Annotated in this window: 21 protein-coding genes and 1 other RNA gene; all 22 read left to right on the plus strand. The window is 49.1% G+C overall.

Translation table 11 applies throughout. The features are described 5' to 3' along the window. Window positions 1-118: 118 nt before the first annotated feature. Entirely contained in the window at window positions 119-589 is a 471-nt protein-coding gene (locus OH458_RS00160; protein WP_269976862.1) for a hypothetical protein, read from the plus strand. Next, on the plus strand, window positions 586-1,125 hold the full coding sequence (locus OH458_RS00165; RefSeq protein ID WP_269976863.1) for a hypothetical protein: 540 nt from the start codon (window positions 586-588) through the stop codon (window positions 1,123-1,125). The genes OH458_RS00160 and OH458_RS00165 overlap by 4 nt, the downstream gene beginning before the upstream one ends. Next, window positions 1,124-1,194, plus strand: an RNA gene (locus OH458_RS00170) — hammerhead ribozyme type II. Before OH458_RS00165 ends, OH458_RS00170 begins: the two co-directional genes overlap by 2 nt. Before the next feature lie 9 nt (window positions 1,195-1,203). Beyond that, window positions 1,204-1,437 carry a hypothetical protein gene (locus tag OH458_RS00175; RefSeq protein WP_206955248.1) on the plus strand — a complete coding sequence of 78 codons (234 nt, stop codon included), beginning with the start codon at window positions 1,204-1,206 and terminating at the stop codon, window positions 1,435-1,437. Window positions 1,438-1,449: 12 nt separating this feature from the next. Next, complete coding sequence (locus OH458_RS00180; RefSeq protein ID WP_269976864.1) at window positions 1,450-1,728, plus strand: hypothetical protein; 279 nt, start codon at window positions 1,450-1,452, stop codon at window positions 1,726-1,728. A gap of 8 nt (window positions 1,729-1,736) precedes the next feature. Next, the gene (locus OH458_RS00185) at window positions 1,737-2,273 is read left to right on the plus strand and encodes a gp16 family protein (RefSeq protein ID WP_269976865.1); all 537 of its coding nucleotides are present in this window, start codon (window positions 1,737-1,739) and stop codon (window positions 2,271-2,273) included. Then, window positions 2,270-2,629 carry a hypothetical protein gene (locus OH458_RS00190; RefSeq protein WP_269976866.1) on the plus strand — a complete coding sequence of 120 codons (360 nt, stop codon included), beginning with the start codon at window positions 2,270-2,272 and terminating at the stop codon, window positions 2,627-2,629. The genes OH458_RS00185 and OH458_RS00190 overlap by 4 nt, the downstream gene beginning before the upstream one ends. A gap of 89 nt (window positions 2,630-2,718) precedes the next feature. After that, entirely contained in the window at window positions 2,719-3,102 is a 384-nt protein-coding gene (locus OH458_RS00195) for a Mor transcription activator family protein (RefSeq protein WP_102586087.1), read from the plus strand. 73 nt (window positions 3,103-3,175) lie between these two features. Further along, window positions 3,176-3,598, plus strand: a complete 423-nt coding sequence (locus OH458_RS00200) for a DUF5675 family protein (protein WP_269976867.1) — start codon at window positions 3,176-3,178, stop codon at window positions 3,596-3,598. 2 nt (window positions 3,599-3,600) lie between these two features. After that, window positions 3,601-3,825 carry a hypothetical protein gene (locus OH458_RS00205; protein WP_269976868.1) on the plus strand — a complete coding sequence of 75 codons (225 nt, stop codon included), beginning with the start codon at window positions 3,601-3,603 and terminating at the stop codon, window positions 3,823-3,825. A gap of 4 nt (window positions 3,826-3,829) precedes the next feature. Next, on the plus strand, window positions 3,830-4,003 hold the full coding sequence (locus OH458_RS00210; protein ID WP_269976869.1) for a hypothetical protein: 174 nt from the start codon (window positions 3,830-3,832) through the stop codon (window positions 4,001-4,003). A 9-nt stretch (window positions 4,004-4,012) separates the two neighbouring features. After that, window positions 4,013-4,603 (plus strand): hypothetical protein, encoded by a 591-nt coding sequence (locus OH458_RS00215; protein ID WP_269976870.1) that lies wholly within the window; start codon window positions 4,013-4,015, stop codon window positions 4,601-4,603. Beyond that, window positions 4,600-4,818, plus strand: coding sequence for a TraR/DksA C4-type zinc finger protein (locus OH458_RS00220; protein WP_102586083.1), 219 nt, complete (start codon window positions 4,600-4,602; stop codon window positions 4,816-4,818). The genes OH458_RS00215 and OH458_RS00220 overlap by 4 nt, the downstream gene beginning before the upstream one ends. Further along, complete coding sequence (locus tag OH458_RS00225) at window positions 4,818-5,123, plus strand: DUF2730 family protein (RefSeq protein WP_102586082.1); 306 nt, start codon at window positions 4,818-4,820, stop codon at window positions 5,121-5,123. The genes OH458_RS00220 and OH458_RS00225 overlap by 1 nt, the downstream gene beginning before the upstream one ends. An 8-nt stretch (window positions 5,124-5,131) precedes the next feature. Beyond that, complete coding sequence (locus tag OH458_RS00230; RefSeq protein WP_269976871.1) at window positions 5,132-5,425, plus strand: VpaChn25_0724 family phage protein; 294 nt, start codon at window positions 5,132-5,134, stop codon at window positions 5,423-5,425. A 9-nt stretch (window positions 5,426-5,434) separates the two neighbouring features. Then, window positions 5,435-6,004, plus strand: a complete 570-nt coding sequence (locus OH458_RS00235) for a DUF3486 family protein (RefSeq protein WP_269976872.1) — start codon at window positions 5,435-5,437, stop codon at window positions 6,002-6,004. Next, entirely contained in the window at window positions 6,004-7,641 is a 1,638-nt protein-coding gene (locus OH458_RS00240; RefSeq protein ID WP_269976873.1) for a hypothetical protein, read from the plus strand. The genes OH458_RS00235 and OH458_RS00240 overlap by 1 nt, the downstream gene beginning before the upstream one ends. A gap of 2 nt (window positions 7,642-7,643) precedes the next feature. Beyond that, on the plus strand, window positions 7,644-9,221 hold the full coding sequence (locus OH458_RS00245; RefSeq protein WP_269976874.1) for a DUF935 domain-containing protein: 1,578 nt from the start codon (window positions 7,644-7,646) through the stop codon (window positions 9,219-9,221). Next, window positions 9,221-10,624 carry a phage minor head protein gene (locus OH458_RS00250; RefSeq protein ID WP_269976875.1) on the plus strand — a complete coding sequence of 468 codons (1,404 nt, stop codon included), beginning with the start codon at window positions 9,221-9,223 and terminating at the stop codon, window positions 10,622-10,624. Before OH458_RS00245 ends, OH458_RS00250 begins: the two co-directional genes overlap by 1 nt. Further along, window positions 10,621-10,818 (plus strand): hypothetical protein, encoded by a 198-nt coding sequence (locus tag OH458_RS00255; protein ID WP_269976876.1) that lies wholly within the window; start codon window positions 10,621-10,623, stop codon window positions 10,816-10,818. The genes OH458_RS00250 and OH458_RS00255 overlap by 4 nt, the downstream gene beginning before the upstream one ends. Continuing rightward, on the plus strand, window positions 10,818-11,279 hold the full coding sequence (locus tag OH458_RS00260) for a phage virion morphogenesis protein (RefSeq protein WP_269976877.1): 462 nt from the start codon (window positions 10,818-10,820) through the stop codon (window positions 11,277-11,279). Before OH458_RS00255 ends, OH458_RS00260 begins: the two co-directional genes overlap by 1 nt. 245 nt (window positions 11,280-11,524) lie before the next feature. Further along, window positions 11,525-12,661 (plus strand): phage protease, encoded by a 1,137-nt coding sequence (locus OH458_RS00265; RefSeq protein ID WP_269976878.1) that lies wholly within the window; start codon window positions 11,525-11,527, stop codon window positions 12,659-12,661. Window positions 12,662-12,666: the final 5 nt, after the last annotated feature.

Below are 12,666 nucleotides of genomic sequence, written 5' to 3' on the forward strand. Positions count from 1 at the left end.
GCGACCAAGCAGAAGCAGAGGTATGGGCAGATAGGCACTGCGGGGATTGGCGAAACACCCCGCTACCGAGGGCCAAAAGAATTGAATCAATATCGAGTAATGAGAAGGAATGGGACTGATGAGTAAAGGTAAATCAATCACCAAAGAGATGTGGGAAAAAATTGAAGCCGAGATGTCTGGTAGCTGGGTTGCAATCAGCTTCATCTACAAGGGTCATGAAGTATCAGTCAACCGAGTGAGAGTCTCTGAGTCAAGGACATGTTTGCAAGTCTACATTGACGGCTTTATCAAAGTTGAATGGGTAAGCTTCGATGGTAAAGACGGCATAAGCGAAAAAGCGCCTGAGATCTTGGCTGATGTTTGGTGCAGAAAAACCAAAGCTAAATACGACACCAAATTCAAAACTGCTGTGACAAAGATTTATGGCAAGCGTGGAGTCAAAAAAAAGTATCCAGACTTAGAAAGCAAGCATGTGTTTTATGTTCCTTCTTTTTCAAAAGCCTCTGTGCTTTGTCGCCAATTCAAAAAGCTCGAAGGGCTTGAACTGAAGAAGGCTATGTTTCTCGATACAAAAGAGGAATCGCTATGAAACTCACCCGCTGCCCTGTGTGCCATACCAACCTGCACCTTGATGCGTTGATTCAAGACCAAGCTGGTAAAGAACTGCTCGCAGATGTGTCTAACCTGCCGGATTTTGTCGCTAGGCCGCTGCTTGCTTACCTTAGCCTGTTTCGCCCTGCGAAGTCAGACTTATCGCTTAGCCGAACGCTGCGCCTGATGCGTGAAGTGACCGATGAGTATCGCGCCGATCACCTATTGGCGTCGGCCCTTATCGAGTGTGTGCAAAAGCTACGCGAGAAGCGCCAGCTGCATAACGACACCAAACCCTTGGCAAACCACAACTACTTAAAGCAGGTGTACAAAACCTTGGCCGTGCGTAACAACGTGACGCTTGAACCGCACAAGCACAAAGGCGAAGTCGCACAACAAACCACCCAACCAGACAACAGCGCTTGGTACATCGAACAAGCTGATCGCATGGTCAAGGTTGGACAGGACCCACTCGCAGAAGGCAGCACCATCGCCGCCAAACTGCGTGAACTGAATTGGCAACCAACTAACTAAGCGAAACAAGCAAGGTTCGCCTTGCTTGTCTGCCTAGCGTGGTTGCTAGGCACTGATGAGCAGCCAAGGGGGTTTGTTATGTTCGGTGAATACACGCCGCTAATGAAAGCGGGTTTGCTAGAGCGCCGATTGAATGCAGGAAAGGCAATGGTTGATCCAGAGCTTGGATTGCAAAAGCGCTGCCCATGCTGTGAGGAATTTTGGCCGCAGGATACGTTGTTTTGGTCACTCTCGCCGCGTGAAGCCGATGGCCTGCAAACTTGGTGCAAAGCTTGTCAGTTGGATTATAAGCAAAGCCGCAAGTCGGCTTAAGGGTGGAAGGATATGGCGACACTCCATTTAACTTTGAAAAAGAGGTGGTTTGAGCTGATTAGGTCAGGCCAGAAAACCGAAGAGTATCGAGAGATTAAACCTTATTGGGACCGCCGCTTAATGGCGGGAAAGTCATTCGATACTGTCACTTTCAAAAACGGGTACGCAAAAAACGCCCCTACGTTAATCATCGAGCTTAAAGAGATTCTTATTGGTCTTGGGGTTGTTGAGTGGGGGGCACCAGAAAATGAGCCTGTTTATATTTTGAAACTCGGCTCAATCATCAAGTAGGAGGCAAAATGTCCAAACTCCTTAAACTTGTCCAAATCGGTAAGCGCGAATTGCAACTTAGCGATGGAGCTTATCGAGATTTACTTGAGGAAGTCACAGGTCAGCGTAGTTCCCGAGGCCTGAACGATTTCAAGTTAAGCAAAATGGTTGACCGCATGAAGCAGATGGGCTTTGTGCCAGTAAACAAAAACAAAGTGGAGGCAAAGAAATTCAGAGCGTATGAATCGGAGAAGATTCTCGCCATCTGGATAACTATGAATAAGCAAGGCTTCTTGCGCAATGGCAACGATTTGGCATTGGATGCCTACGTTCGCCGCATGACTAGCCAAATCAACGGCAAAGGCGTGGCAAAGTTAGCGTGGATTAATTCAGAGCAAGCGACCTACGTGCTAGAGGCTTTAAAGAAATGGCACTATCGCCTAATGCGTGATGCGATTATTGCTGCTGGCGGTCGCGTTCCGCTAAACGACAAATGCACAGGGCCAGTAGGTTATGATAAGTTGGCGTGGTTTTATGAACATAATTTCAAGGGAAATAACAAATGAAACGTTTACTTGCGCTAGCGTCATTACTTTTACTTGCTGGGTGTGCAACCCCTGTTAAGCAAACCGATATCCCGTTATCGATCTATGACAAAGATACTGAATATGGCATTAGAGACCGCGTGAACGGTTTTGATATCACCGTGTACTACTCTCGCTATCAATTTATCCCAGAAAGTGATGCTGTAGCGCAAGCATGTAAATCTCAACTAACGGCCATTGCTTGGGAGCATTCAGACAATGTTCAGCGCAAGATTAAACCAGTCAACGAGCAGCGTATTCGCTTGTCGATGGGAAGAAATGCATTTGCTGGCATTACATCTTGTGAGGCAGCAACCGTTGTTGAATGGGATGAATAGCCACTTGAACTAACATGCTCAATTAAAGACACCTGATTTATACTATAAACACCTCGCTTTGCGGGGTGTTTTTGTATCTGGAGGGTGGTATGAGTAGCGAAGATGAAAACCTAGATATGTTCGGCTTTAACAATGTCGATTTAAACGCCGTTGAAAGCGTGATTGAAGATGATAAAAAAAGCCCAGAGACGCTAAAGCAAATCTATTCGCTGTTTCGTAGAGAGTTGGGCCAAGAATCGGCAGTTAAGCTGCTTGGTGAGTTCTGTAAGCATTTTGGCGGATTTCCTATCTACGTCCCCAAAGGTCGCAAGCTTGAGGCAGAGATAAAGAAAATCAGCATCTGGAATGACTTTAACGGCAAGAACGTGGAGGAGCTGGCAAAAAAATATGACGTTTCTGTTTTTCATGTTTATCATGTGCTCAAGATAATGCGCCACGAAGAGCAAAAGAAAAGACAGCCAGAGCTTTTCTAAATTCAGCTTAATTCACCACTTCATCTAAATAAAAGCACAATCAATTTATCGTTATTACGCAATTGGTTGTGCTATGAAAACCCTAACCTTACACCGCAATTACTTCCCGCATGGGACGTTTTCTTATCTGTGTGATGAGAACGGTAACGCCATTTTAAAAACCGTTGAACGCCCTTGGAAAAATAATCAAGCTGGTATCTCTTGTGTGCCAGAGGGCGAGTATGATTTGCTACCGCACAAAAGCCCGAAATTCGGTGAGTGCTATGCGCTCTCTGCGCCAACCCTTGGCGTTACGATTTATGGCCCGTCACAGCGCACCCACATTCTGATTCACAAGGCCAACTACCCCGATCAGCTAGAGGGCTGTATTGCCCCTGGTATGGAATGGGGCGTAGTCAATGCTCACTGGGCGGTGCTTAGCTCAGGCGTCGCGTTTGATTACCTAATGGCTCACCTTGGCGGCGAAAAAGCCAAGCTGATCATTCGCCGAGCGTAACCATGGCTAGTCGCAGACTCTATAACTGGCAGTTCGCACAAGTGAAAGGCAAAGAGATGCGCCTTGAAGCTGAGCTGATTGCCCACAAAGGTGGCGCGCCTGTCCCACGCAATGCCCCCTTATTCAGCCACGATGCGACGCTTCAGAGTTACTTTGATAAGGCGTGGCGGAATGTGCATATAAGCGCAATCAAGCGCCACGTTTTTGAAAACACTAGAGGAAGATAACAACATGAAATTTTTATTTGTCCTATTCGTCTACGGAATCTTAATCGGCCTAGGTTTGATACTGGCTGGTTCAATTGGGTGTTACTTCGGTTATACGATTTTAGGTGGTGGCACTATCTTTCTGGGTGTAGTGCTGATTGTTGTTCGAATGTTGCTCGAAGGGCTCAGTTTTCAATAAGGACTAATCATGGCTATAGGAACAATTGCGACTGTCGCGTCGCTTGCACTCAAGGTCGGCCCTGCGGCTATTCGTGGTATCTCTAGTCTATTTGGTGGTAGCGATACTGCCGACAAAGTGGCGGAGGTCGTTGAGCAGGTTGATGCCGTCCTTGGTATGAACAAAGAGCAAAAGGAGCTGGCGGTTACCCGTAAACTTCAAGCGCTGCCGCCTGAGTCGATGGTTGAGCTTGAGCGCATCAAGCTGGAAATGGAAAAAGAACTGACCCGCCGCATGGAGTTGGATTTAAACGATAAGCAAGCTGAGCACCACGAAACTCAAGCCACCATACGTGCCGGTGATGTAGCAGAAGATGAGTACGTTCGTCACACTCGCCCTTGGGGATCGCGCTTGAGCCTGTACTCTGCGATTGCGTATATCTTTTTGTTCGAGCTGCTTGAAGCTTTTGGCAAAGGCACGGGCGCTGATTGGGAGATTGCAACTGGTTTGATGGCCCCGTTTCTTACTTACCTTGGTTGGCGTAGTGCTGATAAGCGCAGCCTAACAAAAGGCACTGGCACTATGATGGGAGACCTAGCGGCGGTGGTAAAGCGTAAATGAGCGACCAATTAGACCAGGCGCAGGAACTAGAGCAACTGTTCCGCGATAAAGCCCTTAACCAGCAATTAATGTCTCGCTGCGCAGAGCAGCCAGATGAAGATCAAGACGGGAATCGCTACTGCCTAAGCTGTGGTGCAACAATTCCGCCCAAAAGAATAAAAGCGCAACCCAATGCCGTGCGCTGCGTCAGTTGTCAGTCTAGGAAGGAGCCCTAATGGAATACGACTGGGTAAAGACATGGTGGCCTATCGTGTGGGCTGGCGTTTTGACCGTGGTTCAAGTGATTCAGATCTTGCTATCCAAAACCTACGCCAGACGCGAGGAGGTTCAGGAAGTGAGACGAGAAATGGACGAACTAAAAGCGAAAGTTGATGCGCTGCCAACCAGAGAAGAGATCACGAAACTCACTCTCGAGCTTTCAGAAGCGCGCGGTGAAATGAAAGAACTGCGCGCCCAAATACAACCCGTTGAACACCTTGCTCAATTACTTTTAGAGCAAAGGTTAAATGATGATAAATAGAGGTTCACATGTCCTTTAAAGAAGTATTAAAAGAAGACCAACGCCTTGTGATCTTGCGTTCGCTTCATGAAATGGACGGCTACGAAGCCAACGAATCTATCTTAGATTCATGCCTGGATGCTTACGGTCATCGCATTAGTCGTGATGCTGTGCGCACGCATCTGGCTTGGTTGGAAGAGCAAGGCCTTGTCAGCCTTCGCGAACTCGCCGATTGCAAAATAGCCATGCTCACAGGCCGTGGTGAAGATGTCGCAACAGGCCAAGCTCGTGTGCCTGGCGTAAAACGCCCACGAGCAAAATAAGGTATCGCTATGAAAAAGGCCGTTAACCGCAAGTCTAAAGTCGAACTGCTGCCAGAAGAGATTCGCGCGCAACTGAATGTGCTTATTCGCAGTGGTGATATGACCCAGAAGGATATCCGAGACGCTGTCAATCAGATGATTGAAGAAGCTGGGCTTCCCGACGATGCCAAACTCAGTCGAACCGGATTTAACCGCTACGCCAAGCGCATGGAGGAGTATGGCGCGCGGATTCGTGAAGCTCGGGAAGTAGCGGAGGTATGGTCGCATAAGTTAGGAACAGCGCCTGTTTCTGAAGTAGGTAAGATGTTGCAAGAGTTTGTTCGAACCATGACTTTTGAAACCTCCGCTCACTTGATGGAGAGTGGTGATCCAATACCGCCAAAAGCATTGGCGCAGCTTTCACTTGTCATCACCCGAGTCGAACAAGCGGCCATGACCAGTCATAAAGTTGAGAAAGAAATCCGCGCTGCCTATGCGGCAGAGGCGGCAGATGCTGTTTCTGATGAGTTGCGCGGTGTTGATGGCATGAGCGAGCAACTTGAGGACCGTATTCGTGGCATTTTGCTGGGTAAAGCGTGATGACTAAGAAGCAGCCAACACTCAAGGCGTTAACCGCGCCTAAAAAAATTGATCTTGCGGAAGAAATGGCAAGTCTCGGCGTGGACGTGCCCACGGCAGAAGAGTTTCAGGTTCCAGATAAAGAGCCTGTTTTTTTGCCATATCAGCAGCGTTGGTTTGAAGATGAAAGTCAAATCATGCTTGCAGAGAAAAGCCGCCGGACTGGCTTAACCTGGGCTGAGTCTGGTCGAAATGTGCTAACGGCATCCAAGCCAAAGCGCCGTGGTGGTCGCAACGTTTTTTATGTTGGCTCCAAGCAAGAAATGGCGCTGGAATACATCGCCGCTTGCGCCCTGTTTGCGCGTGCATTTAACCAGCTTGCACAGGCCGATGTGTATGAGCAAACCTTCTGGGATAGCGAAAAGAACGAAGAAATTCTGACTTACATGATTCGCTTCCCCAATAGCCAATTTAAGATCCAGGCGCTGAGTTCTCGCCCCTCAAACTTGCGTGGATTACAGGGTGATGTGGTCATCGATGAGGCGGCATTTCATGAAAGCCTAGAAGAGCTTCTAAAAGCAGCGCTGGCACTGACCATGTGGGGCGCTCGTGTACGGCTGATCTCCACTCACAATGGCGTAGACAATCTATTCAACTTGCTCATTCAGGAAGCAAGAGAAGGCAAGAAAGACTACTCGATACATCGCATCACCTTGGATGATGCAATTGCTGACGGCTTGTATAAACGCATCTGCTTTGTGACTGGCCAGCCATACAGCAAACAGGCAGAGCAAAAGTGGCGTGACGACTTGTACAAGAACGCCCCGAATAAAGAGTCGGCAGAAGAGGAATATGGCTGCGTTCCTAAGAAATCAGGCGGCACCTATCTATCACGGATCTCTATTGAGCAGGCGATGATTGCTGACCGCTCGCTGCCAATTGTCCGTCTCACCTGTAGCGATGATTGGTTGGAGTGGACACCAGAGCGAAGAATGCTGGAAACGACTCAGTTCTGTGAGCAGGTGCTCAAGCCGTTGCTCGATGCGCTCAACCCTGACCATGTCCACTATTTTGGGGAAGACTTTGCGCGCCGTGGCGACTTGACGGTTTTTGTACCGCTTGAAGTGGCGAGAAATCTACGCAAGACCGTCCCGTTTGTTGTGGAGATCAAGAACGCTCCTTATGAGGTTCAGCGCCAAGTCATGGAATACATCATGAGTCGCTTGCCAAGGTTCAGAGCAGCGGCGTTTGATGCAACGGGTAACGGTGGTTACTTGGCTGAGGCGGCGGCATTGAAGTACGGCACCGAGGTTATTGATCGAGTAGACCTAAGCCAGAAATGGTACGCAGAGTGGATGCCGAAGCTCAAAGCTGAATTTGATGATTTCAACCTCGCGTTACCCCGCCATCAATCCGTTTTGGATGACTTAAGCAGCATTAAAGTCGTGAATGGCATCCCTCAAGTTGACAAGGGACGCACCAAAGACACCGATGGCAAGAAAGGTGATAAGCGCCACGGCGATATTGCCGTTGGCTTAGCAATGGCTATCAGGGCTTCTTGGATGGAAGGCAGCGCCATCGAGTTTACCCCTATTCCAGCTAAAACCGATATTGACGAAGATGACGAATACCACGCATTTGAACGCGGGGCATGGTGACTATGAATAAACGAATCTCAACCATTGTAGACATTTGGGGGCGTCCGATTGAATCGGATGTTTTTGTTGAGCCTCAAACGGAATCGGACGCAAGGCTTGGCCAGTTGCATCGACAATACGCTGACCACCCCTCGTCTGGGCTAACGCCTGCGCGTTTGGCATCGATCATGCGTGATGCTGAGCAAGGTGATTTAAAGGCTCAGTGTGAGCTCGCCGAGGACATGGAAGAGAAAGACGCCCATATCCAGAGCGAAATCGGTAAGCGTCGCATGGCGCTGCAAGGCGTTGATTGGAACATCAAGCCGCCGCGCAACGCCACGGCAGCAGAAAAGCGCGATACCGATATGGTGCAAGAAGTGCTCGAAGATGCGACCTGGTTTGAAGATGCTATTTTCGATTTAAGTGATGCGACCCTCAAGGCCTTTTCTAATCTGGAAATTGAGTGGGACTACCAGCAAAAGACGCACTATATCGAGAATGTGCATCATCGCGATCCCTCTTGGTTTAAGACGCACCCAGAAAACCGCAATGAGTTGCGCCTTATCGATGGCAGCTATGAAGGCGCGGCGCTTCAGCCGTTTGGCTGGATTAGCCACACTGCCAAGGCAAAGTCTGGGTACTTATCACGCCGCGGATTAGTGCGCGTTCTGGCTTGGCCGTTCCTGTTTAAAAACTATTCAGTTCGCGATCTCGCTGAGTTCCTAGAGATTTACGGCCTGCCTATTCGCCTTGGTAAATACCCAGAAGGCGCAACCGAGAAAGAAAAGGCAACACTGCTTCGTGCAGTCATGAGCATCGGACATAATGCGGGCGGCATTATTCCGAAAGGAATGGATATCGATTTTCAAAACGCGGCAGACGGCCAGTCTGACCCGTTTATGGCAATGATGACGTGGTGTGAGAAATCACAGTCCAAGGCTATTCTCGGCGGTACGCTCACTTCGCAAGCGGACGGAAAGACAAGCACCAACGCACTGGGCAATGTGCACAACGAGGTGCGCACTGAAATCCGCAATTTCGATTTGATGCGCTTGGCTCAAACGCTCACGCGCGATGTGATTTATCCGCTCTATGCACTGAACGGCAAGAGCTATCAGCACCCTCGCCGACATCCTAGGCTGGAATTCGAAATCGCTGAGCCAGAAGACGTTAAAGCGCTCTCTGATTCTTTACCAGGCTTGGTGAATTTGGGTATGCGCATTCCGCTGCAATGGCTGCACGATAAAACGCAGATACCAATGGCAAAAGACGGTGAGCCAGCGCTTGGTTCGCCACAAGCTCTAGAGCCAAAAGCCAATCCATCAACACCCGTCGCAACGGCCAAGCTAAACGCCGAAATTGAAACGGATGTGAATGATGAGCAAATCAAACGCCTTCGCTCTGATGCTGCTCCGCTACTCGATGACATGCTTGCACCGGTGCGCGAGCTGGTTGAGGGTGCGACATCGCTCTCTGCGCTGCGTGACGACATTCTCTCTTTACAGGGCGTGATCGGCATTGACCTACTGGCGGATGAAATGGCTAAGGCCATGGCGGCGGCGGAGCTGGCAGGCATCAGCGATGTTGAGGATGGGATTTAATGCCAGCGCAATATGGTTCGCTCCCGTTCTCTGAGCAGGTAGACTACTTCCGCAGTAAAACTAACGTCACTACAGAGCGTTGGGCGGACATGTGGCAAGAGGCGCATAACCGCAGCTTTACTGTGGCTGGCGCACTGCGTGACGATATGCTGGCCGATTTTCGCAAGGCCGTGGATAAGGCCATCAGCGAAGGTAAGTCTTTAAACTGGTTTAAAAGCCAGTTTAATCAGATTGTGAAGCAGTACGGTTGGGAGCATAAAGGTCAAGCGGATTGGCGTGCTCAGGTGATTTACGAGACCAACCTGCGCCAAAGCTACAGCGCAGGCCGAGAGCAGCAGATAGAGGCGCTTAAAGGTTCGCGGCCCTACGGCATTTACAAGCACAGCGGCAGCGAGCATCCTCGTCTTGATCATCTTTCTTGGAATAACCTAGTTATCCCTCTCGATGACCCGTGGTGGAAAACGCATACGCCAATCAATGGCTATGGCTGCAAATGCAAAAAGCTCACGGCCAGTAAACGCACATTAGAAAGGCTTGGGCTTGAAGTGACAGGTGCGCCTAATGTTGAGTATTACGATTGGGTGGACAAAGTGACCGGAGAGGTTCACAAGGTGCCAAAAGGCATTGACCCAGGTTTTGATTACACACCAAAAACCAGCGCGCAGTTAACCAAAAAGGTTCAAGAGGCGGTGGACGCCAAGCCGCCATTGGCCGATCGCCTTCCCGTTCGCGTGGTTGATGATGCGTACTCAACAGTAAAAGGCATCGGCGCTCAGGGTTTGAGTGACTTGCTCTCCTCTCTTGGTAACGAAAGCGTTGCATCGCTTCAGGCATTCATGAAGCGTTACGAAATGAAAACCCTGTTCTTAAAAGCTGGCGAGCTTAATGGAAGCAAGAAGGCGGCGGCAATAGCGGGAGAGGTTGAGTCGTATTTGCAAAGTGGTGTTCGCATGCCAAGGGCCAATTACTACACGCGCAATGTTTCCAGAACCAATGGCTTTACTGCAAAATCTTGGAGCCATGTGGTTGTTAAGGCGAAAAGCACCGATAGTTTTAAATCGGTTGACGCCTCCCAGATAGAGTTAGCCATTGAGCGTATACTTAAAGGGAGGGCAACGCCTTGGTCTTTTTCTTCTTCAGTAAGAGAAGAGATGAAAAGCAATGCGGCAGGTGTGGCGCTAACTTGGGCTCATGAGATCGGCCATCAGGTTTACTATAAGGCGGGGAAACCAGTATTGAGTGATGCGCTAAAGGCTCAGGCGGCAACGCAATATGCGCAAACCAATGCGGATGAATGGTTTGCTGAGCATTATGTTGCTTGGCTGTTCTCACCAAAAGCGTTGCAGCAAAGCAAGCCAGATGTGTATGACTATATCCAGAAAGTAACAGAGAGTGTGAGATGAGTAATTTAAAAAAGGCAATGGCAATCTTGAATGACTCCATCACGGTTGATTCGCTCAATGAACTTGATGCGCTTTGCGCCAGTTCACGCGGTGATGAGGCGGAGCGCATCGCAGACTTATGGGAAGCGGCTTTGGTACAGGCCAGCCAAGAGGTGATTGACGACTACCATGCCGCAGCGCTAGGTGTTGCGTAATGGCTGGGGTTCGTTATTCGGTAAGGCTAAACGACTCAGAGATACAAGAGGCTCTAAATCAGCTTATCAAGCGAGGCAGTAATTTAACGCCCGCAATGATGGAGATAGGTGAAGAGTTACTGATTAGCCATGACCAACGTTTTCGCGATCAAAAGTCGCCAGATGGTGTGCCGTGGGCTCCGCTTTCTGAAACAACCAAGTCACTCAAGACGAAGAACATTGATACGATTCTTGTTCTTAATGGGCTGTTGAGCGGCACGCTGAACTATCAGGCATCGTCGGATAACCTTTTGTTTGGCTCTCCGTTAGAATATGCCGCGACGCATCAGTTTGGCCGTACAACAACACCAAATAGCATGATCCCAAACAAAGAGATCCCCGCCCGTCCGTTTCTTGGTGTAGATGATGGTGATCGAGAAATGATTTTAGAAACCCTATCGGATTATCTTTTAAATGGGTAGAATCTCTCTAAGCGTTTTTAAGCGCGTTTAAATGGAGCATTGGCATAATCAGACCAATAAAAAAGTTTAAACGAATCTGACGCGATTTAAACAGTGTTTAAACGGGGTTGCGCCATGTATTTTTGCTCGCGTTCCTCCTTATCCAGATAAATTCCTCAAAAACTACTAATACGGCTCAATTTGGGCCGTTTTTTCTTTTGTCCAAAATAGTCACTGTTAGCCAAGACTTTTAACCGGACAACCACATGAAGAAAAACCAACCTTCCCTTGCTGTTTTAAGTGCTAGCGCATTTGCTGGCTTTGCCACGTTGTCGGCGTCTCTCGATGTCGAAGATGACGGTTGGTATCAGCTTCTTCCTGCTGGCAAGTTTAAAGCGCGTGATGGTCGTCCTCATGATACGGAAGATGGTTATTGGCATTTGGATGCGGAATCGGCAGCAGCATTGATTGCGGCGACTAAATCCACATCAGATAAAGTACTTATCGATTACGAACACGCCACGCTGCGTGCTAAAGAAACCGGAGCGTCTGCCCCTGCGGCGGCTTGGCTTTCAAGCAGTGATATCGAATGGCGTGAAGGAAAGGGTTTATACATCCGCCCTTCTTGGACAGAAAAAGCCCAGCATCACATCGACGCAAAAGAGTATGCGTTTCTTTCTGCGGTATTCCCTTATGACAAATCCGGTCGCCCTTTGTTGTTGCGCATGGCGGCAATTACCAATGACCCAGGCTTAATTGGCCTTGAGCCGATTGCTGAGCTGGCGGCGGATTTTAATCTCAGTTTTTATCACCCAAACGGTTCCATCAATCTGTATGGACAAACGGAGGACTCTCTCGTGAATGAGTTGCTGAAAAAGCTGCTCGCTAAAGTCGGCATTGATGTGCCGGAAAGCGGCGAGCTTACGCAGGAGCAGCAAACCGCTGCGCTCTCTGCGATCGATGCGTTAAAGACAAAGGCCGACACCGCCGAGTCTTTGCAAACGCAAGTGGCGGAGCTTTCTGCGCGTGATGGCGTTGATTTAACCAAGTTCGTTCCAGTTGAAACTTACAACGCGATGGTTAGTCAAGTTGCTGTGCTTTCTGCCGCCTCTTCGGAAATGTCGCTTGAAAAAGTGATGGCTGATGCAAAAGCCGAAGGCAAGGTGATTGAATCGGAAATCGAATACCTAACCCAGTTCGGCAAGCAGCAAGGCGTTGCGGCGCTCTCTGCGATGCTAGAAAAACGCCCTGCCATTGCTGCGCTAACCGCAAAGCAAACCAAAACGCAGACGCCACCAACAGACCATCAAAAGAAAGATGGTGAGCTGTCTAAAGAAGAACTTGCCGTACTGAGCGCAACGGGTTTAACCCAGGAGCAGTACTTGGCAGCAAAAGAAGGATAAGCCGT

The sequence above is a fragment of the Vibrio sp. MarTm2 genome (assembly GCF_027587055.1).
In the GTDB taxonomy this organism is placed as follows: Bacteria; Pseudomonadota; Gammaproteobacteria; order Enterobacterales; family Vibrionaceae; genus Vibrio; species Vibrio sinaloensis_D.